This is a genomic window from Hydrogenophaga sp. BPS33 (assembly GCF_009859475.1).
Classification (GTDB): Bacteria; Pseudomonadota; Gammaproteobacteria; order Burkholderiales; family Burkholderiaceae_C; genus Hydrogenophaga.
Map to the genome: position 1 here is coordinate 5,232,966 of NZ_CP044549.1, position 21,270 is coordinate 5,254,235.

Below are 21,270 nucleotides of genomic sequence, written 5' to 3' on the forward strand. Positions count from 1 at the left end.
TCGTCGGCGATATAGCTCAGTTGGTTAGAGCGCAGCATTCATAATGCTGATGTCGGTGGTTCAAGTCCACCTATCGCCACCAGATTCAAGAAAGCGGGTTCCGGAAACGGGTCCCGCTTTTTTTCTTTGCCGGTCCATATGGCACTCAAATCCACGATCTTCAAGGCGAATCTGCAGATCGCCGATATCGACCACGGCTACTACGCCGACCACGCGCTCACCCTGGCCCGCCACCCCAGCGAGACCGACGAGCGCATGATGGTCCGGCTGGTGGCGCTGGCGCTGAACGCCCACGAACTGCAGGACACCTGCCACGGCGACGGCACGCTCGCCTTCGGCGCGGGCCTGTCGGACCCGGACGATCCGGACGCCTCCCTCACCGATTTCACCGGCCGCAAGCGGCTGTGGATCGAGGTCGGCCAGCCCGACGACAAGCCGCTGTCCAAGGCCTGCAGCAAGTCAGACGCCGTGATCGTCTACGCGTTCGGCAGCGCCGCCGACGTCTGGTGGCGCGGCATCGAGAACAAGCTCACCCGGCTCGACCGCCTGCAGGTCTGGCGCCTGCCCACCGAGGTCGCACCCGCCCTGGCCGCACTCGCCGAGCGCAGCATGCAGTTGCAGGCCACGGTGCAGGAAGGCGCGCTCACGCTCTCCAGCGAACGCGGCAGCGTGCACATCGAGCCGGTGCGCTGGAAGTAAGCCCAACCCCGGCCCTTGCGTCATGCGTTGCCCCGTCTGCGAAGGCCTTGAAGGCCGGGCTTTCCAAACCGTGGGCCAGCTCGCCTACGGACGCTGCGAGCGTTGCGAAGCCACCTTTCTGTTGCCCGCGCATTGGCCCTCGCCCGAGGCCGAGCGGGCCGAGTACGCCTTGCACCAGAACACCACCGAGGACCCGGGCTACCGCCGCTTTCTGCAACAGGTCGCCGCACCGCTGCTGCAGCGCTTGCCGCCGCGCCAGCGCGGGCTGGACTTCGGCTGCGGTCCCGGCCCGGTGCTCGCATCGATGCTGCGCGAAGCCGGCCACTCGGTGGCGCTGTTCGACCCCTTCTTCCACCCCGATCCTTCGGTCCTGGCCGCGTCCTACGACTTCATCACCTGCACCGAGGTGGCCGAGCATTTTCACGACCCGGCCGCCGAGTTCCGCCGCCTGCAGGGCCTGCTGCGTCCAGGAGGCTGGTTGGCGCTGATGACGTGTTTCCAGACCGACGATGCGCGCTTTGCCCAATGGCATTACCGGCGCGACCCGACCCACGTGGTGTTCTACCGCGAGAGCACGCTGCGGTGGCTGGCCCGCCGGCACGGCTGGCAGGCCGAGGTGCCGTGCGCCAACGTGGTCCTGATGCACAAGCAGGTCGCGTGAGACAATCGCCCCTCGCCGCGCGATCGCGCCGAACCCCGTTCTCCACAGCCTCTGGACACATACCATGAACCGCTGCACATCCCTCACCTCGGCCCTCGCCACCGCGCTGTGCGCGGGCCTGCTCACCGCCAGCGCCGCGCACGCGCAGGCGGTGCAACGCAACTTCCCGGCCAAGGCGCTGCGCGGCACCATGGTCGTGGCGCAACCGCCGCTGGTGGCCATGGACGACCGGCCCAACCGGTTCGCACCCGGCGCGCGCATTCTGGACACCGAAAACCGGGTGCTCCGATCGGCGTCGCTGATCGGCCAGGAGCACGTGGTGAACTACACCACCGACCTGCGCGGGCAGATCCACCAGGTGTGGATCCTCACCGCCGCCGAGGCCAAGGAGAAGCGCCCCGGCTACGGCACCGAACGCAACTTCACCTTCGAATCGCTGCAGCCCGTGCCCGCGGGCGCAGCCGAAAACAAACGCAACTGAGCGGCACCGCACCGCACCGCCCGCGACCTGCGTGAGGGTCGCGGCCGCGCATGGGGAGGCACCCATGCAGGCAACGCCCTTTCCCCACTGGAATTCCCATGAGCCCCAAAAAAGTCTTCATCAAAACCTTCGGCTGCCAGATGAACGAGTACGACTCGGACAAGATGGCCGACGTGATGGGCGCCGCGCAAGGCTACGTGCCCACGCAGGACGTGGAAGAAGCCGACCTGATTCTCTTCAACACCTGCTCGGTGCGCGAGAAAGCGCAGGAGAAGGTGTTCAGCGACCTCGGCCGTGTCAAGCACCTCAAGCAAAAGGGCGTGCTGATCGGCGTGGGCGGTTGCGTGGCGAGCCAGGAAGGCGCCGAGATCATCAAGCGCGCGCCGTTCGTGGACGTGGTCTTCGGCCCGCAGACCCTGCACCGCCTGCCCGAGTTGCTGAACCAGCGCAGAAGCCAGGCCATGCCGCAGGTGGACATCAGCTTTCCCGAGATCGAGAAGTTCGACCACCTGCCGCCGGCCAAGGTGGAAGGCGCGTCGGCCTTCGTGTCGATCATGGAAGGCTGCTCGAAGTACTGCAGCTACTGCGTGGTGCCCTACACGCGCGGTGAGGAAGTGAGCCGCCCGTTCGACGACGTGCTGGTGGAAGTGGCCGGCCTGGCCGACCAGGGCGTGAAGGAAGTGACCCTGCTGGGCCAGAACGTCAACGCCTACCGCGGCGCGATGGGCGACACGACCGAGATCGCCGACTTCGCGCTGCTGCTGGAGTACGTGGCCGAAATTCCCGGCATCGAGCGCATCCGTTTCACCACCAGCCACCCCAACGAGTTCACGCCGCGCCTGATCGAGGCCTACGGCAAGATCCCGCAACTGGTGAACCACCTGCACCTGCCGGTGCAGCACGGCAGCGACCGCATTCTCATGGCCATGAAGCGCGGCTACACCGCCATGGAATACAAGAGCACCATCCGCAAACTGCGCGCGATCCGCCCCGAGCTCTCCATGAGCAGCGACTTCATCGTCGGTTTTCCCGGTGAGACCGAAGACGACTTCCAGAAGATGATGAAGCTCATCCACGACGTCGGCTTCGACGCCAGCTTCAGCTTCATCTTCAGCCCGCGCCCCGGCACGCCCGCGGCCAACCTGGCCGACGACACGCCGCACGCGCTCAAGCTGCAGCGCCTGCAGCACCTGCAGGCGGTGATCGAGGACAACGTCAAGCGCATCAGCGCGAGCCGCGAAGGCACGGTGCAGCGCATTCTGGTGGAAGGCCGTTCGCGCCGCCCCGGGCAGGACGGCGCGGTCGAACTCATGGGCCGCACCGAGTGCAACCGCATCGTCAATTTCGAGGGCGGCCCACAGGCCGACCGCCTGATCGGCCAGATGCTCGACGTGCGCATCACCGAAGCAAGGCCGCACTCGCTGCGCGCGGCCATTCTGGTGCGCGAAGCCGCGTGAAACCCCTGCGCTTTTCGTTCCAGCAACTGCTGCTGGTCGCGTTCCTGTTGATCGGGGCGCTGCTCGGCTTGGCCGCCGTGCGCACGCTGTTCTCGCTCGAAACCCTGATGGGGCAGAGCCGCGAGAGCGCGGCGCAGGCCATCGCGCTGTCCACCGCGGCGCAATCGCTGTCCGAGCGCAGCCTGACCATGGAACGCGCGGCACGCCAATCGCTCGTGCTGCGCGACAGCCAGTTGCGCCGGCGCTTCGACGAAGCGGCCGGCAATGCGCGCGACATCCTGCGCCGCCTGGAAGACAACGAACTGCCGCCCGAGTACGCCACCAATTGGCGCGACCGGCTCGATGCCATCACCCTCTTGCTCGACGGCCCGCCCGAGACCGCGCTGGAACGCGAGCGCGAAGTGGCGCAGGCATTCCGCGAAATCGACGGCCACAGCGCCTCGATCGCGCAGAAGGTGCAGTCCATCATCAGCACGCGCAACGAAGCCCTGCAGGCGCGCTTCGAAACCAGCCGCCAGGAACTCACCGAGCAGGTGGTGGGCTCGATCGGCATCGCCGCGGTGCTGGCCCTGGCCTTTGGCGTCTGGCTGGCGCGCCCTTTCAAGCGGCTGGAGAAGGCCATCCAGAGCCTGGGCGAGAACCGGCTCGACGTGCCGATCGACATCCACGGTCCCTCGGACGTGCGCCGCGTGAGCCAGCAGCTCGATTGGCTGCGCCTGCGCCTGACCGAGCTCGACGCCGACAAGGCGCGCTTCCTGCGCCACGTGTCGCACGAACTCAAGACGCCGCTGGCCTCGCTGCACGAAGGCGTGGCCGTGCTGGGCGACGGTGTGGCCGGCCCACTCAACACCAGCCAGGCCGAGGTGGTGACCATCCTGCAACACAACACCCAGGTGTTGCAGCACCAGATCGAAGCGCTGCTGCGCTTCAACGCCGCGGCCTTCGAGGCGCGCCAGCTCAGGCGCGAGCGCACCGATCTCTTCGCCCTGCTCGAAGACCAGGTCGACACGCAACGCCTGCAGTGGCAGGCCCATGCCCTCACGGTGCGGGTGGAAGGCGATCGCGTGGCGATGCCGCTGGACCGCGAGAAAATCGCCTCGGCCATCGGCAACCTGCTGTCCAACGCGATCCGGTTCTCGCCCCATGGCGGGCACATCCGGATCGTGCTGCGCGACATGGCCGGACTGGCCTGCATCGACATCGCCGACCAGGGCCCCGGCGTGGCCGAGCCCGACCGCGAGCGCATCTTCGAACCCTTCTTCCGCGGTGAACGCCAGCCCAGCGGCGCTGTGCGCGGCACCGGCATCGGCCTGTCCATCGTGCACGAGTACATTCTGGCCCACGGCGGTCGCATCGCGTTGCTGCCCCAGCGCCAGGGCGCCCACTTCCGTATCGAGTTGCCCCATGCCCAATGACCTGTCACCCACGCCGAACCGCCTGACGCGCGCCGGCTACTGCGGTTTCGCCGCCGTCCTCGCTTTCTGGCTGGGCGCCTGCAGCACCGCGCCGGCCGCGCCCGAATCCGCGCAGCCGCGCGGGGACACGCCGGCCACCGTCCAGCCGCCACCGGCCCCGGCCACCCCACCCACCAAGCCCACCGTCACGCCGCTGCAGGCTTCGCCGGCAGCGCCGCCCGTGGTACTCAACGCCGAAACGCCATCCGCGCCCGACCTGGTCAGTGCCCTGCTGAGCTATGCCGATCGCCTGCAGGCGCTCAGCCCGAGCGACCTCGCCGCGGAGATCGTCGTGCAGGGCGACCCCGGCACGGTGCCGCTGCGCCAGATGCAGCTGGCACTGGCGCTCACCCACCTGCGCCAGCCGGCCGAAACCGCGCGCGCGCTGGGCCTGCTGCAGCGCGTGATCGGCCACACCGGCCCGGAGAGCCTGCCGCTCAAGCCGCTGGCACGCGTGCTGGCCAACCGCCTGATGGACCAGCGCAAGCTGGAAGAGAACGTGGACCGCCAGGCCCAGCAGCTGCGCGAGAGCCAGCGCCGCATCGACCAGCTCAACGAACGCCTGGAGGCCATGCGCGCCATCGAACGCAGCCTCACCACCCGCCCACCGGCCACGCCGCGCCCGAACGCACCATGAGCGAACGCACCGCCACGCCACGCGCGCGCCTGCTGGTCGTCGACGACGACGCCGACATGCTGCGCCTGCTGGCCATGCGGCTGGGCTCGGCGGGCTACCAGGTCACATCGGTGGGCTCGGCCGAAGCCGCGCTGGCGCAGCTCGACATCGAACGCCCGCAACTCGTGCTCTCCGACGTGCGCCTGCCCGGGCGCGACGGCCTGGCCCTGTTCGACGAGATCCGCGCGCGCCACCCCTCGCTGCCCGTCATCCTGCTGACCGCGCACGGCACCATTCCCGACGCGGTCGAGGCCACGGCGCGCGGCGTTTTCACCTACCTCACCAAGCCCTACGACGCCAAGGAACTGCTCGAGAAAATCGCCCAGGCCCTGGCGCTGAGCGCGCCCGCGCACCCGAACACCCAGGTCGACGAAGCCTGGCGAAGCGAGATCGTGAGCCGCTCCAACCGCATGGCCGATCTGCTGGCCGAGGCCCGCATGGTGGCGCAGTCCGACGCCAGCGTGCTGCTGCGCGGCGACTCGGGCACCGGCAAGGAAATGCTGGCGCGCGCGATCCACAAGGCCAGCGCGCGCGCCAGCCGCCCCTTCATTGCGGTGAACTGCGGCGCGATTCCGGAAGCCCTGCTCGAATCCGAACTGTTCGGCCATATGAAAGGCGCCTTCACAGACGCCGTGGCCAACCACAAGGGCCTGTTCCAGGCGGCCGATGGCGGCACGCTGCTGCTCGACGAAATCGGGGACATGCCGCCGGCCCTGCAGGTCAAGTTGCTGCGCGTGCTTCAGGAACGGGCGGTGCGCCCGCTGGGGTCGAGCCAGTCGGTGCCGGTGGACGTGCGCATCGTCTCGGCCACCCACCGCGACCTGGAAGACGCCATGGCCGCCGCGCAGTTCCGCGAAGACCTGTACTACCGCCTCAACGTCGTCACGCTCACCCTGCCCACCCTCGCGGAGCGGCGCGAGGACATCGCCCTGCTGGCCAACCATTTCCTGGCCAAGCTGGCCGCCAAATACGGCAAGCGCAGCTCGGGCTTTGCGCCCGAGGCGCTCAAGGCGCTGACCATGGCGCCCTGGCCGGGCAACGTGCGACAGCTCTACAACGTGGTCGAACAGGTCTGCGCGCTCTCGACCACCCCCCTGGTCTCCCTGGCGCTGGTGCAGCGGGCCTTGCGCACGCCCTCGGTGGAAGTGCTGAGCTTTGCGGACGCCAAGCAGCGTTTCGAACGCGAGTACCTGGTCGACCTGCTCAAGATGACCGATGGCAACGTGGCCGACGCAGCCCGTCTGGCCCAGCGCAACCGCACCGAGTTCTACCGCCTGCTGCAGAAGCACGCGCTCACGCCCGGTCTGTTCAAAAGCGACGCTGTCGCCGATGAGTGACAGCCCCAAGTGCTTGTTTCTCCTAGGGTTTTCCAGAAGACACCGCAGGCCTGTCGCTGTTTGGCGACAAAAACCGCCGATTTCCGGCCATTCCACGACGGACACGGCCTCCCATACATCTTGAAACCGGAAAGATCGTTGATCTAGAAGGGTTTTTTTGGGTTGGCACAGGGTTTGCCCTAATAAGGCATGCCCATCAAGATCCGCCCATTTTTCAGCCGCCAGCGCCTGCGCGCCTGGACCGTGCTGGGCGCGCTGACGGGTGCCCTGTGCGGGGCGTCGGCGCAATCGCAGCGCATGGACTGGGACACGCTCACCCAGCAGGCGCGAACCCTCGCCCAGGCCCCTTACCGCGCAAACAGCGACAAGCTGCCCGACGCACTCGCCAAGATCACCTACGACCAGTTGCGCGACATCCGGTTCAACACCGACCTGTCGCTCTGGCGCTCGGCCCACCTGCCTTTTGAAGCCCAGTTCTTCCACCTCGGCCTGTACCAGACCGAGCCGGTGCGCCTGCACGAACTGCTGCCCGATGGCCGGGTGAACCACCTGCCCTACCGCAGCGCAGAGTTCAATTACGGCAAGAACACCTTCGACACCAGCAGCTGGGGCGACCTGGGCCATGCCGGTTTCCGCCTGCACTACCCCCTGAACGGCCAGGCCTACAAGGACGAGCTGGTGGTGTTCCAGGGCGCGAGCTACTTCCGCGCGCTGGGCGCGGGCCAGGGTTACGGCCTGTCGGCGCGCGGCCTGGCGATCGACACCGTGGGCGGCAGCGGCGAGGAATTCCCGCGCTTCAGCGAGTTCTGGCTGCAGCAGCCGGCCGCCGACGCCAAGGAAGTCACCGTGTTCGCGCTGCTCGAATCGCCGCGCGCCACGGGTGCCTACCGCTTCGTGATCCGCCCGGGCCAGCAGACCACCACCACCGTCAACGCGCGCGTGTTCCTGCGCGCCGGTGCCGGCCCGGTCAATACCCTGGGCATCGCACCGCTCACCAGCATGTTCCTCTCGGGCGAGAACCAACCCCTGAAGGGCGACTTCCGCCCCGAGGTGCACGACTCCGACGGCTTGATGATCGCCGGTGGCGATGGTGAATGGCTGTGGCGCCCGCTGCAAAGGCCCAAGGGCATCACCGTCAGCTCCTTCACGCTGCAGAACCCGCGCGGTTTCGGCCTGATGCAGCGCGACCGCAGCTTCGCCAACTACGAAGACGTGGAAGCGCGCTACGAGCGCCGCCCCAGCGCCTGGGTCAAACCCCTGGGCGATTGGGGCGCCGGCCGCGTGGAGCTGGTGCAACTCTCCACACCCGACGAGACGCACGACAACATCGTCGCCTACTGGGTCCCGGCGCAACTGCCCGCCGCCGGCCAGGCCCTCGAGCTGAGCTACGAACTGGCCTGGCAAGGCGACGCGCAACAACGCCCGCCCGCCAGCTGGGTCACCCAGACGCGCCGCGGCTACGGCTACTCCGAACTCTCGGCCGCCGAACAGGCCAGCCAACCCCAGTTCGTGCTGGACTTCGCCGGCCCCGCGCTGGACGCGCTGCCCGCCAACGCGCCGGTGAAAGCGGTGGTCACCGCCGACGCCAACGGCCGCGTGCTGCAAACCCTGGCCTATCCCAACCCCGCCACGCGCACCTGGCGCGTGACCGTGCGCGTGGCGCGCAACGACCCGGCACAACCGGTCGAGCTGCGCGCCTTTCTCCAACACAACAACGACACAGTGAGCGAAACATGGACACATCTGTTGCTACCCGAATGAGCGCCGAACCGGTCCTCACCGCCGAACCGCACGGCAGCCCGTCCACGCCGCCGTCCAGCCGGCCCTCGCTGCGCGAGGAACGCCACCCCAACGCGGTGACGGCCCCGCCGGTCAACCGCGGCTCGATGGTGCCGCGCCCCTGGCGCGGTTTCTGGAACAGCATCGGCACGGCCATCTTGAGCACGCTCGGCCGCGCCGTGCCGCCCTACACAGCGTCCACCGAGGTTCGCGAAGCGCCCGCCGCCTGGGTGAAAGCGGCCAATACCCGCCGCGCCGTGTTCGCGGTGCTCACGGTGCTCAGCACCGTCTTCGCCACCAGCCTGTTCGCCGACGCGCAACCGGTACACGAAAACCCCTGGCTGCAATACGGCCAGCTCGCGCTCTTCGGCCTGCTCTCGGCCTGGGTGGTCACCGGTTTCGTGACCGCGCTCATGGGCTTCTGGGTCTCGCTGTTCGGCGACAAGCACACGCTGCGCGCGGCCGATGTGAAAGACCACGACATGAACCCCGAGGCGCGCACGGCGATCATCATGCCGATCTGCAACGAGGACGTGGCCACCGTGTTCGCAGGCCTGCGCGCCACCTGCGAATCGCTCGCGGCCACCGGCCACGCCGGCCAGTTCGACGTGTTCGTGCTCTCCGACAGCTACGACCCCAAGATCGCCAAGGCCGAACGCGCGGCCTGGGAAGACCTGCGCGCCGCTCTGGCCGCGCAGTCCGACCTGCCGCCGATCGAGGTGTACTACCGCCTGCGCACCCGCCGCACGCACCGCAAGGCGGGCAACGTGTCCGACTTCTGCCGCCGCTGGGGCAAGGACTACCGCTACATGGTGGTGCTCGATGCCGACAGCGTCATGAGCGGCAGTTGCCTGGTCTCCATGGTCAAGCTGATGGAAGCCAACCCCAAGGCCGGCATCATCCAGACCGCCACGCAAGCCATCGGCCACGCCACCCTGCATGCGCGCGCGCAGCAGTTCGGCTCGCGCGTGACCGGCCGCCTGTTCACGCTGGGCATGCAGTTCTGGCAGTTGGGCGAGTCGCACTACTGGGGCCACAACGCGATCATCCGCGTCGAGCCCTTCATGCAGCACTGCGCGCTGGCCCCGATCAAGGGGTCGGGCGGCATGTCCGGCGGCATCATGTCGCACGACTTCGTCGAAGCCGCGCTGATGCGCCGCGCCGGCTACCACGTGTGGCTGGTGTCCGACCTCACCGGCAGCTACGAGCAGCAACCGCCGGATCTGCTGAGCGAGCTGCAGCGCGATCGCCGCTGGTGCCAGGGCAACCTGCAGAACTCGCGCCTGATGGCCGAGCCCGGCATCCACCGCGTGCACCGCACCATGTTCGCCATCGGCGCCATGTCCTACCTGTCGGCGCCGCTGTGGCTCGCGTTCATGAGCATCGGCACCGCGCTGTGGACCGCCCACACCGGCGAGATCCCGACCTGGCAGGCAGTGCCCGAAGAGCTGCGCGCCTTGTGGATGTGGACGCTGACCATGTTGTTCATGCCCCGCGTGCTGGGTCTGGTGGCCGTGTTCATGAAGGGTGAACAGAAGTCCTTCGGCGGCACCCTCGGCCTGCTCGGCAGCTCGGCGGTGGAAACCCTGCTGGCCGTGATGCAGGCGCCCATCCGCATGCTGGCGCACTCGCTGTTCGTGCTGGTGGCCATCACCGGTCTGAAGCTGGAATGGAAATCGCCTCCGCGCGAAGCGAACGGTGTGAGCTGGAACGATGCGATCTCGCGCCTGGCGCCGATGACGGTCGTGATCGGCCTGCTGGGTGTGATCGTGGCTGTGATCAACGCCAACGCGCTGATCTGGATGGCGCCGGTCGCCCTGCCCTTGCTGCTGGCCGTGCCGCTCACCGTGGCCACCAGCCACGTCGACCTGGGTGCCTGGATGCGTTCGCGCGGCGTGCTGCTGATCCCCGAGGAATCGTGGTCGCCGGCCGTGCTGCGCCGCGCCTGGCGCCACGCCAGCCGCTTCGGCTTGCCACAAGCGGCCTGACATTTCCCGCTGCCACACAGGAAGCCCGACGCGCCGCATTTGCGGCGCGTTTTTTTTGGCGCGCATGACCCGGGTCACTTCCAGGTCGACGGGGCAGTGCCGACACTGGGCCAAGGCCGCCGGACCGTCGCGCGGACCGCTTCATCCCGGAAGGATACCCGTCCCATGATGCCCGCCAGGCTCGCCCGACTGCCTTTGTACGGACTGCTCGCCCTCATTCCCTGGACCGTGTGCGCACAAGCGCCCACGCCTGACGGTTCCGGTCACACCGCCCAGGACACGTCGGACTGGGGGCCGCTCACAAGGCCCGCAACCCCCACCCGCGGTATTCGCAAGTTGGGCGACGGCGAACTGTCGTGCGCACAGATCTATGTGGAAACACAAGGGCTGGAGAAGGCCCTGCAGGACCAGCAAGCCCAGGCCGCGCAGGCGCAAGAGGCCATGGCGCTCGAGCAGAAGGAAATGATGCAGCAGGCCAGCGGCATGCGCGGCAGCGGCATCGGGTCTGCGATCGGCGGCAGCTTGCTCGGCATGATCCCCGGGGGTGCCCAGGTCCAGGGCTATGCGATGCAGGCGGCCGCCGAGGCGCGCAGAACCCAGATGCAGGAGAGCATGCAGAAGATGATGCAGGCACAACAGCAGCTGGTACAGCAGGAGCAGGACGCGGAGCAAGCACAGGCCCGCAGCGACCACCTGGCCGATCTGTTCATCCGCAAGGGCTGCAAGCTCTCGGAGGTGCGGGCCAGCTCGCCGATTGCCGCGCCCTGACGGGCGCGGCGCATCACTTGCACTGCTGTTGGTGCACGTCGCGCATGTTCTCCAGGATGGAGGGGCGCACCTGCAGCCAGGTCTCCGTGCTCATGCTGGCGGATTTTTCGCACTGGAGCCGGGCCGGCGCTGGCGGCTTGGCCGGCATCAGCCGCATCAGGCCGGCGAGCGCGGCGCAGTACTGCTGGACGTTCTTGGCACTCAGGGCCGTGTCTCTCTGCTGGCGCAGCATGTCGTATTCGCTGCATGGCGAATCGGTCGCGGCGAAGGCGGCGCTGGCAAGAAAAGACAGGGTCAGGCCGGCAAGGCGTTGGCACGTGGAAGAAAACGTGAAAGAGGACATGGCAGCAGTCGGGCTCGCTCGAAGGGTTGAAGAGGAATGGCGCAAGGCGAGCGCGAGTATCCGCATCGGGACCGCCGCGCGACAGTGACCGGGGTCACATGCCCGTGCGAAGAAGCGGCGTCGAAGGTCAGCGCGACAGCGCTTTGCGCAAGGCGTCCGCCTGCACCGGCTTGTGCAGAAAGGCCATGCCGCTGGCCTGGATCTCGGCTAAACGCTGCGGCGCGGTCTCGCCCGTGACCAGCAGGCAGCGCAGGTGCGGCGCGCTCTGTTGCAGTTCGAGCAGGTGGTCCAGGCCGTTGCGCTCGCCGGGCAGGCGGAAGTCGGACACGACCGCGTCCACCGGGTGCGTGCGCAGCAGTTGCCGGGCCTGCGCCAGATCGCCAGCGGCATGCACCGTGCAGCCCCAGGTGGACAGCAGCGAGCGCATGGCCTCGCGGCTCGTGGGTTCGTCGTCGATCACGAGCACCTGGCGCGGCAGGCGCAGGGTGTCGGGCAAGCCCGTGGCCGGAACGTCGAGCGGCGGCGTGGCCCGAGGGATACGCTCTCGCACCCACACCCGAAAACGCGTGCCCCGCCCTGGCCGGGAACACAGCGCCATCGGATGGTCCAGCAAGCGCGCGAGCCGCTGCACGATGGACAGGCCAATGCCCAGACCGGCCGCGCGGTCGCGCTGCGGATTGGCCAACTGGTAGAACTCGTCGAACACGCGGGCCTGGTGTTCGCGCGCGATCCCAATGCCGGTGTCGACCACCTCGAAGCACACCGCGCCACCGCGCCGCGCGGTTGCGCAGGACCGCGCAGCCACGAGCACACCACCGGTGCGCGTGTACTTGATGGCGTTGTCGATCAGGTTGCCGAGCAGGCGTGCGAGCAGCAGCGCATCGCTCGCCACCACGAGATCGCCCGGCGCGCGGAAACGGATCTGCAGTCCCTTGTCCTGCGCGCTGCCCGCATAGGTGTGGCTCAGCGACAGGAACAACTCGTGCACCCGCAAAGGTTCGATGCGCGGCTGCACCGCGCCCGCGTCGAGCCGGGAAATGTCGAGCATGGTGTCGAGCGACTGGTTGAGCATGCGCACCGAGTGGCCCAGACCTTGCACGGTCTGCGCCACGTCCTGACCGGGCCGCGCGTGCTCCAGCACCGAGGTGAACAACGAGATGGCGTGCAGGGGTTGGCGCAGATCGTGGCTGGCCGACGCGAGAAAGCGGCTCTTCTCGCGGTCGGCGTTCTCCACCAGTTCCACCTGCTGCGCGAGGCGGCGCGCAAGGTCTTCCTTTTCAAAGCGCACCGTGAGCGACTGGGCGAGCAGGTCGGCTTGCTGGAAGGTCCACTTGAGCGTCATCAGCAGAAAGAGCGCCATGCACACGCCGAGCACCCAGCCAATGCCACCGCCGTGCCACAGGCAGGCCGAGACCATGCCCAGCGCCGCCGGCACGCTGAACGCGGCAATGGTCTGGCGGTGGGTCGACACGATGGCCGAACCGAGCGAGATCGCGCCCATGATGAAGAGCGAGATCAGCAGCAAGTCTTCAACGCTGCCGTGCGCGCTGAGCAGCCAGGGCGCCGTGCCCCACATCGTGCCGAGCAGCAGGATGTCGCGCACACGGCCTTGCAGCACACCGGGCAGTTCATCGTCCTGCAAGGGGCCACGGGCCTCCAGCCGGCGGCGTCGCAGGTACGTGATGGCGACCACGGCATAGAACAGGCCGAGCCACACGAGGGGAAGGAACGATGCGCCATTCGCGTAGAACAGCAAGGCCAGCGGTGTGGCAAACGGAATGGGCGAGAGGATGCGCACCGGGCCCGTCTTCTCCAGCAGCAGTTCGAGCTGCACGCGCTGCACGGCCAGGGGCGCGGGCGTGGGCGGCGACATCGGCCTGGCCCTCAAGCAAACAGCCGCATCAACGCCGCGCGCGAGCGGACGTTGAAGGCCAGGAAGATCGACGACACGCCGTTCTTCACCGAACCCAGCGCGAGCCCGGTCTCCGCGGCGATCGCCTGGTTGTCCAGGCCGTTGAGCACCAGTTCCAGGAGCTGGATCTCGCGGTTGGTCAGACGCACGCCCGGTTTCACGGTCTGGCTGCGGGCCGTGGTGTTCTGCGCCATCGGGCCTTGGGGGGTCTGGTCTGCGGCATGGGTCCCTGTCGAAATGCGTTCGATCGTGTCCACCAGGCCCGACAAACCGCCCGCATCCCCCGTCTTGCAGAAGTAGCCCTGCGCGCCCAGGGCCAGGGCCTCCTCGCGCACGCGGCCATCGTGCGTGCCCGACACCACCACGATCGGCAAGTGCGGGTAGCGCTGCCGCAGCAGCTTGAGCCCGGCCAGGCCGCGCGTGTCGCCCAGGTGCAGATCGAGCAACAGCAGCAACACCGTGTTGGCGCGCGCCGACAGAAACTGCAAGGCCTCTTCCAGGCTGCGTGCCTCGGCCACCTCGAAGCGCTCGCCAAAGCGCTGGACGATCACCTGGCGCAAACCCAGGCGCACCAGTTCGTGGTCGTCGATGCTCAAGATGGTTCGAGAAAGCACGCCTTTAGACATCCAGAAATCGTAGCCAAGAACCCGAGGAGCGCCAGCGCGGCCTCACAGGATGGTGGCGGTGCCCGCATGCGCAGGCCCATTTCGCGATCGCCACAGAGGCCGAGCAGCAACACCGTATTGACGCAAAAGCGGTGGTGCGTCCGGGCAGACGCCCGCGACGGGGGCCGGAGACAGGCGGGTACCACCGCCGTCCTGGCGCGAGGTAGGGGCAAGCAAACTCACGCCACCAACACGTCCTCGCAGGATGGTGGTGGTACCCGCATGCGCAGGCCCATTTCGCGGTCGCCACAGAGGCGGAGCGCCGATACGGTGTTGACGCAAAAGCGGTGGTGCGCCCGGGCAGGCGCCCGCGACGGGGGCCGGAGACAGGCGGGTACCGCCGCCGTCCTGGCGCGAGGTGGAGGCCAGAAACCTCACGCCCGCCGGAGCCGGACAAAGAAGCCACCCAACTGGTTCACCACCAGGCCCATCAACACCGCCAACGCCCCCAGCCATTGCTGCGGCAGGGGCCATTCGCCGAAGAACATCCAGGCCGACCACAGGCCCACCACCGGCACCAGCAGCGAAAACGGCGTGACCCGTCCGGCCGGATGGCGCTTGAGCAGACGCGTCCACAGGCTGTAGGCCAGCAGCGTGGCGAAGAACGCCAGGAACAGCACCGAGAGCACCGCTGGCCAGCCCATGCCGCTCAGTTGCCGCGCCACCGATGAGGGCCCGTCCATCCACAGCGCCAGGCCGAAGAACGGCAGGATCGGAAACACGCAACTCCACACCAGGAACCCGAACGGGTCGTAGTCGCTCACCCGGTTCGCCAGCCGCACCACGATGTTGGACACCGCCCACATGAAGCCTGCGCCCAGCGTCAGCACGAAACCGGCGAGCGTCATCTGCCCCGGCCCTTCGCCATGCGCCGTCGCGATCAACAGCAGCCCGCACAGCGCCACCACCAGGCCGACCCACTGCGCCGCGCGTGCCCGCTCGCCCAACAGCGGCGCGGCCATCAGCAAGGTGAAGAAGGCCTGCGTCTGCATCACCACCGAGGCCATGCCCGCCGTCATGCCCAGGTGCAGGCCGAGGAACAGAAAGCCGAACTGGCCCAGTCCCTGCGCCAGGCCATAGGCCACCAGGTAGCGCCACGGCAGGTTCGGCACCTTCACGAACAGCAGGAACGGCAGCGCGGCCGCGGTGAAGCGCAGCGCGCCCAGCAGCATCGGGCTCAGGCCTTGCAAGCCCACCTTCATGACCACGAAGTTCAGACCCCAGATCACCACCACCGCCAGCGCGCGCAGAAAGTCGCCGCTCGACAAGGGCACCGCGTTCATGTGCGCGCCCTCACCGCTCGCCCCTGCGCATCCCGTGCGGCCACGAACGCATCGAACGCCTCGGCGCTGGTCTTGCGCGGGGTGTAGCCAAAGCGCGCCTTGAGCGCGGTGTTGAGCAACACCGGGCGGTAGCGCAGAAAGTCGAGTTGCTCCGGGCCATAGCGGCCGATGCCCAGTGCCGAGCCCACGCGCAGCAGGCCACGCAGCACACCGGCCGGCAGCACGCGTTCCTTCTTGTTCAGCCGCGCGGCAATCTCGTGGAGGGTGAGCGCGCCGTCGCCCGCGAGGTTGTAGCAACCCGTCATGCCCTGCCCACTCAGCGCGTGCAGGATGGCGCCGGTCACGTCCTCGTCCCACACGAACACGAACGGGCTGTCGCTGCCCGCGATGCTCAGGATGCGCGGTTTCTCGAACAGCGCGGTGATCTGGTTGTCCACCCGCTCGCCCAGGATGGTGCCGATGCGCAGCACGGTCTGCCGCAGCTCGGGGTGTCTCTCTCTCGCGCGCGCCAGCATCTCTTCCACCAGCCGCTTGTGGTGCGCGTAGGCGAACACCTCGTTGCCGCGCAGCGCATGGTCTTCCGTGAGCCAGGCCGGGTTGTCGGCGTGGTAACCGTACGCCGCGCCGCTGGAGGAGACCACCAGGTGCTGCACGCTGTGCGCCAGACAGGCGCGGATGACGTTGCGCGTGCCGCCCACGTCCACCGCGTATTCGAACGCGCGGTTGGAACCCTTGCCGGGCGTGACGATGGAAGCCAGGTGCACCACGGTGTCGATGGCATGCATGGCCACGGTGTCGGCCAGCGCCGTCGCGCGCACGTCCTGCTGCACATAGACCACGCGCGGCAGGCGGCGTTCGGGCGGGACTTCGCGCACGTCCACGGCCACCACGTGCAGCGGGCTTGTGGCGTCCCGCGCCAGGGCTTCGATCAGACCGCGGCCCAGAAAGCCGTCGGCACCCGTGACCAACACGCGCCGTGCGGCCGGCGCTTTCTCTTCAATCGCAGAACTCATGCGCGCGATTGTGCCGGCTCGGCGGGGCGGCCGCCCTGCAAGGGCCGGCGCGACCACCAGCCCGCCAGGATCAGGCCGGCGATGATGTCCCAGAAGCCCCAGACACCGGCCACCACCGCCATGCCGCCCAGACCGCCGAAGAAGCTGAAGATGATGACCAGGCCCAGGCCCGCGTTGCGGATGCCGACCTCGATGGACAAGGCGCGGCGGTCGTAGTCCGGCAGGCCTGCGGCGCGCGCGATGGCGTAGCCCGTGCTGAATGCCAGCGCGTCGTGGATCACCACGGCCAGCAACACCAGGCCCACGTAGTCGAGGAAGTAGCGCCAGTTGCCCGCGATCGCGCCGACGATGAAGGCGATGAGTGCCAGGAAGCTCAGGATGCGCAGCGGCTTCTTGAAGCGTGTGGTCCAGTTCGGAAAGCGGTGCGAGCACCACAGCCCGAGCACGAAGGGAATGCCGATGATCAGCAGGATGTGGCCGACCATTTCCAGCGGGTCCAGCGCAATCGTCTTGAGCAGCGGCGCGGCCGTGGGGTGCATGCCACCCCAGAACGCGAAGTTCAGCGGCATGGCGACGATGGCGATGGCGTTGGACACGGCCGTCATCGACACGCTGAGCGCCACATTGCCGTTGGCGCGGTGGGTGAGGATGTTGCTCACGTTGCCCGGTGGGCAGCAAGCCACCAGGATCATGCCCAGCGCGATGCTCGGGCCGGGCTGCAGCACGAGTGTGAGCCCATAGGTGATGGCGGGCAGTGCGATGAACTGCGCGACGATGCCGACCGTGAAAGCCAGCGGCATGCGCATGACGCGGCGGAAGTCTTCAAGGCGCGTGTCCAGCGCGATGCCGAACATCAGAAAGGCCAGCACCGCGTTGAGCACGGCCAATGAAGCCGGGTTGAAGTTGAGCCGGATTTCGTCGACGGGCAGCATCGGTTCTCCTCTTTAAGCCTGCGCAGCAGCGGCGGCGCGAACGGCCTTGCGGTACGCGTCCTTGTTCACGTAGTAGGCCATGCGTTCGAGTTGCAGGTACTGGTAGCCACCCGACAGGTCTGGCGGTGGGCCGGCCTTGGCGGCATTGAGCGCGGCCGCGCTGGCCTTGCCTTCGTCCAGTCCCTTGAAGTACCGCGCCACCAGCTCGGCCTGCTCGTACCGGCCTTGCCACCCCAGGCCGCTGGCCTCGACCATGCCCAGCACCGCCAGCCGGTCGAAGCGCGGCGCGAAGATGTTGAGGTAGAGCGAAGGCGCCATGCCCTTCCAGTTGAGCAGCGCGTGGTCGAGGAAGGGGTAGTGCAGCTTGTAGCCGGTGGCGGCGAGCACCAGGTCGTAGTCGCGCGCGCTGCCGTCCTTGAAGTGCACGGTGGGGCCGTCGAAGCGCGCGATGTCGGCGCGCACGCCCACGTCGCCGTGGCCGATGTGGTACAGGATGAGCGAGTTCACCACCGGGTGCGATTCGTACATCTTGTACGCCGGCTTCGGAAATCCAAAGCGCACCGGGTCGCCGGTGAACCACTTCAGAATGGTGCTGTCGATCCTTTGCTTGAGCCAGGGCGGCAGCGTGATCTTGCCGCCGATCGAGTCGGCCGGTTTGCCGAACACGTACTTGGGCACGAAGTAGTAGCCGCGCCGAACCGAGATGTCCACGCTGCGCGCCTGGTGCACCGCGTCGACCGCGATGTCGCAGCCCGAGTTGCCCGCGCCGACGATGAGCACGCGCTTGTTCTTGAACAGCTCCGCGCGCTTGTAGGCCGAGGTGTGCAGCAGCTCGCCGCTGAAGTGGCCTTCGAAGCGCGGCATGTTGGGCTCGGCCAAGGTGCCGTTGGCGATGAGCACGCCCTTGTAGTCGGCCGTGGTGGTGTGCCCCTGGGCATCCTCGGCGGTCACGCGCCACAGCGTGTCGGGCGCAGCGCTCACGGGTTCGACCTTCTGGACGCGCGTGCCGAAGCGGAAGTGTTCGCGCAGTTGGAAGTGATCGGCGAACGCGCTGAAGTAGTGAAGCAACTCGCGGTGGCTCGGGTAATCGGCGACGTGCTCGGGCATCGGGAATTCGCTGAACTCCGTCATGCGTTTGCTGGAGATCAGGTGCGCGGACTGGTAGACGGTGGAGCGCGGGTTGTGGATGTTCCACAGGCCGCCCACGTCGGAGTGGGCCTCAAAGCCCTGAAAGGCCACACCGTGCTTCTGCAGGCAGCGCGCACCCGCGAGACCGGAGGGGCCGGCGCCGATGAGGGCGATTTGTTGTTCGGTGCTTGTCGTCATCTCTTCAAACCTGGGATATCCGTGGAACCGGCTTCGCCCGCGCGCGGCTTGCGCGGTTGGCCAAGCAGGATGCGGTCGTGCAGCGGCGCGGGCAACAGGCTCAGCGCCCGCGACAGCCAGCCGATGCGCCGGGGCAGCACGATGTGTTCGGTGCCCTTGGCCACGCTGGCGAGCAGGCGGCGCGCGGCCTCGTCGGGTTCGAGCAGCCCCGGCATGGCGAAACGGTTGCCCGCCGTGAGCGCGGTGCGCAGATAGCCCGGGCTCACCGTGTGCACGGTCAGCGCGGTGCGGCGCAGCTCCGCGCGCAGGCTCTGCAGATAGGCGATCAGGCCGGCCTTGCTCGCGCAGTAGGCTCCATTGCCCGGCATGCCGCGCCAGCCCGCTACGCTGGCCACGCCGACCAGCGCGCCGCGTTGGCCCCGCTCGCCGCGCTCGCGCATGGCGTCGAGAAAGGGTTGGAAGGTGGTGGCCACGCCCAGCAGGTTGATCTCCAGCATGCGGCGCATCACCGCCAGGTCGCTCGCCTGCGCGGTGTCGAAGCCGCCGGCCACGCCCGCATTCGCGATCACCAGATCGGGCACGCCGAAGCGCTTCGTCCAGTCGGCGGCCATGGCCTGCACCGCGGCGGCGTCGGAGACGTCGGGTTGGTAGACCGCGCAGCGTTCGGGCGCGAGCGCGGCCAGCGCGTCCAGTGCCGGGCGCTGCAGGCCCACCAAGGCCACGCGCGCACCGCTGGCCACGAGCGCACGCGCCAGCGCCTGGCCCAGGCCGCCGCAGGCGCCGGTCACCACCGCGTTCTGAAAATTCGGCGTCGTCAAACCATCTGTCTCCTGATCTTGTGTCCGCAATGTAGAGGCGCCTAGAATTTGTCTCGGAAAAATTTGCAAATTCGTCTCATTTTTCGAGATATGAGCACTCCAACAGACGGCAGCCCAGGTCTTCGATTGCTGGAGCTGCTGGAGCTTTTCGCGCAACACACGCAAGCACTGGCCTTGCCCGAGGTGGTGGCCGCCAGCGGCTGGCCCAAACCCACCGTGCATCGCATGCTGGCACAACTGGAGCAAGGGGGCTGGCTGGTACGCGAGCCCGATGGCCGGCGCTACACCATGGCCTCGCGCCTGTTGCGCCTGGGCGAAAGCGCCTTGAGCAACAGCACCCGGCAAGGCGTGCGCCATGCCGTGCTGCGCCAGTTGGTGGCCGAGGTCGGCGAGAGCTGCAACCTCACCGCGATGTCGGGCGCGGACGTGGTGTACCTGGACCGCGTGGAATCGGCGTTTCCACTGCGCCTGGAGCTGCGCCCCGGCACGCGCGTGCCGGCGCATTGCTCGGCCAGCGGCAAGCTGTTCCTGGCCTGGATGGGCGCGCGCCAGCGCAAGTCCTTGCTCGATGGGCTCGCGCTCACCCGTTACACGGCGCACACACTCACGCAGCGCAGCGCGCTCGAAGCCGAGCTCAAAGCCATCCGCCGCGATGGCCATGCGGTGGACGCAGAGGAGTTCGTCGACGGTCTGGTGTGCGTGGCCGTGCCGGTGTTCGCGCCGGGCCAACGCACGGTGCGCTGCGCACTGGCCTTGCAGGCGCCGGCGGCGCGCATGCCGCTGGCGCAGGCGCGCGCGCAGTTGCCCAAGCTGCAAGCCGCGGCCCACGCGCTGGCGCGCACACTGGGCTGAGCGACGGGACGGGTCCTACTGCTTGAAATACAGCGCGAGTGGGTTCGCACCACCGATGCGCGCGCGCACCGCCGCATCGGGCACCACATCCACCAGCCAGTCGATGGTGCTCTGGTAGGTGGTGGACTCCGCGCCCACGAAGGGGCAGTCGCTGGCCCACACCATGCGCTCGTAGCCCACCTGGCGGCAGAGTTCGCGTGCCTGGTCGGCGGCCTGCGGACCCAGGCGGTAGGCGCCCGACAGCTTCACCCAGGTACGCCCTTTTTCCACCGAGCGCGCCACGGCCTTGAAGCCTTCGCTGTGGATGCCCTGCACCGGGTCGGGCCGGCCGATGTGGTCGATGACGATCTTCACACCCGAGCGTTCGAGCCAGGGCAGCACCTGGGGGATGCGCGGCCCGTCGAGATGGAGGTGCACATGCCAGTCCATCTCGCTCAGGCGGTACAGAAATTTCCGGTAGGCCCAGGTGTCGAGGTCGGGCATGTCCCGCAGGCCGATGAAGGGCAGGCGCACGCCCACGACACCGTCGCGCGCCATCTGTTCGAGTTGGTAGCGGTCGGTCTTCTCGGGGTCCAGAATCACGGTGCCGCGCCAGCCAGGGTAGGCGCGCAGCGACTCGATGACGTAGTCGTTGCAATCGCCCCAGGGGCTGGCAGCGGCGATCACACAGGTGCCGACGCCGTGCGCCTGCAACGTGTCCTGCAGTTGCTCGGCGGTGAATTCGTAGTCGGGACTGTGGCGCGGGTCGGGCATCAGCGGCATGTTGCGCCGGAACACGTGCACATGGGCGTCCACCCAGGGCGCATCGGAAAGCACGGCGGAAGTC

20 protein-coding genes and 1 tRNA gene are annotated in these 21,270 nt (G+C 68.1%); 12 read left to right on the top strand and 9 right to left on the bottom strand.

What is annotated here, in order from left to right; genetic code table 11:
• Positions 1-5 precede the first annotated feature (5 nt).
• From F9K07_RS24110 to F9K07_RS24160, 11 genes are all read left to right on the top strand, one after another.
• Positions 6-82: transfer RNA gene (locus tag F9K07_RS24110), tRNA-Met, on the top strand.
• Between the two features lie 56 nt (positions 83-138).
• Complete coding sequence (locus F9K07_RS24115; RefSeq protein WP_159595824.1) at positions 139-699, top strand: YaeQ family protein; 561 nt, start codon at positions 139-141, stop codon at positions 697-699.
• 22 nt (positions 700-721) lie between these two features.
• Positions 722-1,360, top strand: coding sequence for a class I SAM-dependent methyltransferase (locus F9K07_RS24120; RefSeq protein ID WP_159595825.1), 639 nt, complete (start codon positions 722-724; stop codon positions 1,358-1,360).
• A 64-nt stretch (positions 1,361-1,424) separates the two neighbouring features.
• On the top strand, positions 1,425-1,841 hold the full coding sequence (locus F9K07_RS24125) for a hypothetical protein (protein WP_201451475.1): 417 nt from the start codon (positions 1,425-1,427) through the stop codon (positions 1,839-1,841).
• 98 nt (positions 1,842-1,939) lie between these two features.
• Positions 1,940-3,298, top strand: coding sequence for a tRNA (N6-isopentenyl adenosine(37)-C2)-methylthiotransferase MiaB (miaB, locus tag F9K07_RS24130; protein ID WP_159595826.1), 1,359 nt, complete (start codon positions 1,940-1,942; stop codon positions 3,296-3,298).
• Positions 3,295-4,713, top strand: a complete 1,419-nt coding sequence (locus tag F9K07_RS24135; protein ID WP_159595827.1) for a sensor histidine kinase — start codon at positions 3,295-3,297, stop codon at positions 4,711-4,713. Before miaB ends, F9K07_RS24135 begins: the two co-directional genes overlap by 4 nt.
• A complete protein-coding gene (locus tag F9K07_RS24140) occupies positions 4,703-5,389 on the top strand; it encodes a hypothetical protein (RefSeq protein ID WP_159595828.1) in 687 nt (228 codons plus the stop codon). Before F9K07_RS24135 ends, F9K07_RS24140 begins: the two co-directional genes overlap by 11 nt.
• Positions 5,386-6,765: a sigma 54-interacting transcriptional regulator gene (locus F9K07_RS24145; RefSeq protein ID WP_159595829.1), complete on the top strand. Its 1,380-nt coding sequence runs from the start codon at positions 5,386-5,388 to the stop codon at positions 6,763-6,765. Before F9K07_RS24140 ends, F9K07_RS24145 begins: the two co-directional genes overlap by 4 nt.
• A 189-nt stretch (positions 6,766-6,954) precedes the next feature.
• Entirely contained in the window at positions 6,955-8,526 is a 1,572-nt protein-coding gene (locus tag F9K07_RS24150; protein WP_159595830.1) for a glucan biosynthesis protein G, read from the top strand.
• Positions 8,523-10,532 (top strand): glucans biosynthesis glucosyltransferase MdoH, encoded by a 2,010-nt coding sequence (gene mdoH, locus F9K07_RS24155; protein WP_442907451.1) that lies wholly within the window; start codon positions 8,523-8,525, stop codon positions 10,530-10,532. Before F9K07_RS24150 ends, mdoH begins: the two co-directional genes overlap by 4 nt.
• 165 nt (positions 10,533-10,697) lie before the next feature.
• Positions 10,698-11,300: a hypothetical protein gene (locus F9K07_RS24160; RefSeq protein WP_159595832.1), complete on the top strand. Its 603-nt coding sequence runs from the start codon at positions 10,698-10,700 to the stop codon at positions 11,298-11,300.
• A 13-nt stretch (positions 11,301-11,313) separates the two neighbouring features.
• Here the strand turns inward: F9K07_RS24160 and F9K07_RS24165 are convergent, their stop codons facing one another.
• The 8 genes from F9K07_RS24165 to F9K07_RS24200 form a co-directional block, all read right to left on the bottom strand.
• Positions 11,314-11,643: a hypothetical protein gene (locus F9K07_RS24165; RefSeq protein WP_159595833.1), complete on the bottom strand. Its 330-nt coding sequence runs from the start codon at positions 11,641-11,643 to the stop codon at positions 11,314-11,316.
• 127 nt (positions 11,644-11,770) lie between these two features.
• Positions 11,771-13,516: an ATP-binding response regulator gene (locus F9K07_RS24170; RefSeq protein WP_159595834.1), complete on the bottom strand. Its 1,746-nt coding sequence runs from the start codon at positions 13,514-13,516 to the stop codon at positions 11,771-11,773.
• 11 nt (positions 13,517-13,527) lie between these two features.
• Complete coding sequence (locus F9K07_RS24175) at positions 13,528-14,151, bottom strand: response regulator transcription factor (RefSeq protein WP_159595835.1); 624 nt, start codon at positions 14,149-14,151, stop codon at positions 13,528-13,530.
• A gap of 443 nt (positions 14,152-14,594) precedes the next feature.
• Positions 14,595-15,503 carry an EamA family transporter gene (locus tag F9K07_RS24180; RefSeq protein ID WP_159595836.1) on the bottom strand — a complete coding sequence of 303 codons (909 nt, stop codon included), beginning with the start codon at positions 15,501-15,503 and terminating at the stop codon, positions 14,595-14,597.
• Positions 15,500-16,516 carry an SDR family oxidoreductase gene (locus F9K07_RS24185; RefSeq protein WP_159595837.1) on the bottom strand — a complete coding sequence of 339 codons (1,017 nt, stop codon included), beginning with the start codon at positions 16,514-16,516 and terminating at the stop codon, positions 15,500-15,502. The genes F9K07_RS24180 and F9K07_RS24185 overlap by 4 nt, the downstream gene beginning before the upstream one ends.
• Positions 16,513-17,448, bottom strand: coding sequence for a bile acid:sodium symporter family protein (locus F9K07_RS24190; RefSeq protein WP_159595838.1), 936 nt, complete (start codon positions 17,446-17,448; stop codon positions 16,513-16,515). The genes F9K07_RS24185 and F9K07_RS24190 overlap by 4 nt, the downstream gene beginning before the upstream one ends.
• A 12-nt stretch (positions 17,449-17,460) precedes the next feature.
• Positions 17,461-18,774: a flavin-containing monooxygenase gene (locus F9K07_RS24195; RefSeq protein ID WP_159595839.1), complete on the bottom strand. Its 1,314-nt coding sequence runs from the start codon at positions 18,772-18,774 to the stop codon at positions 17,461-17,463.
• Positions 18,771-19,592: an SDR family oxidoreductase gene (locus F9K07_RS24200; RefSeq protein ID WP_159595840.1), complete on the bottom strand. Its 822-nt coding sequence runs from the start codon at positions 19,590-19,592 to the stop codon at positions 18,771-18,773. The genes F9K07_RS24195 and F9K07_RS24200 overlap by 4 nt, the downstream gene beginning before the upstream one ends.
• A gap of 90 nt (positions 19,593-19,682) precedes the next feature.
• On the opposite strand from F9K07_RS24200, the gene F9K07_RS24205 reads away from it, so the two are divergent.
• A complete protein-coding gene (locus F9K07_RS24205; RefSeq protein ID WP_159595841.1) occupies positions 19,683-20,444 on the top strand; it encodes an IclR family transcriptional regulator in 762 nt (253 codons plus the stop codon).
• A gap of 15 nt (positions 20,445-20,459) precedes the next feature.
• Here the strand turns inward: F9K07_RS24205 and F9K07_RS24210 are convergent, their stop codons facing one another.
• The gene (locus F9K07_RS24210) at positions 20,460-21,260 is read right to left on the bottom strand and encodes an amidohydrolase family protein (protein WP_236581479.1); all 801 of its coding nucleotides are present in this window, start codon (positions 21,258-21,260) and stop codon (positions 20,460-20,462) included.
• Positions 21,261-21,270 lie beyond the last annotated feature (10 nt).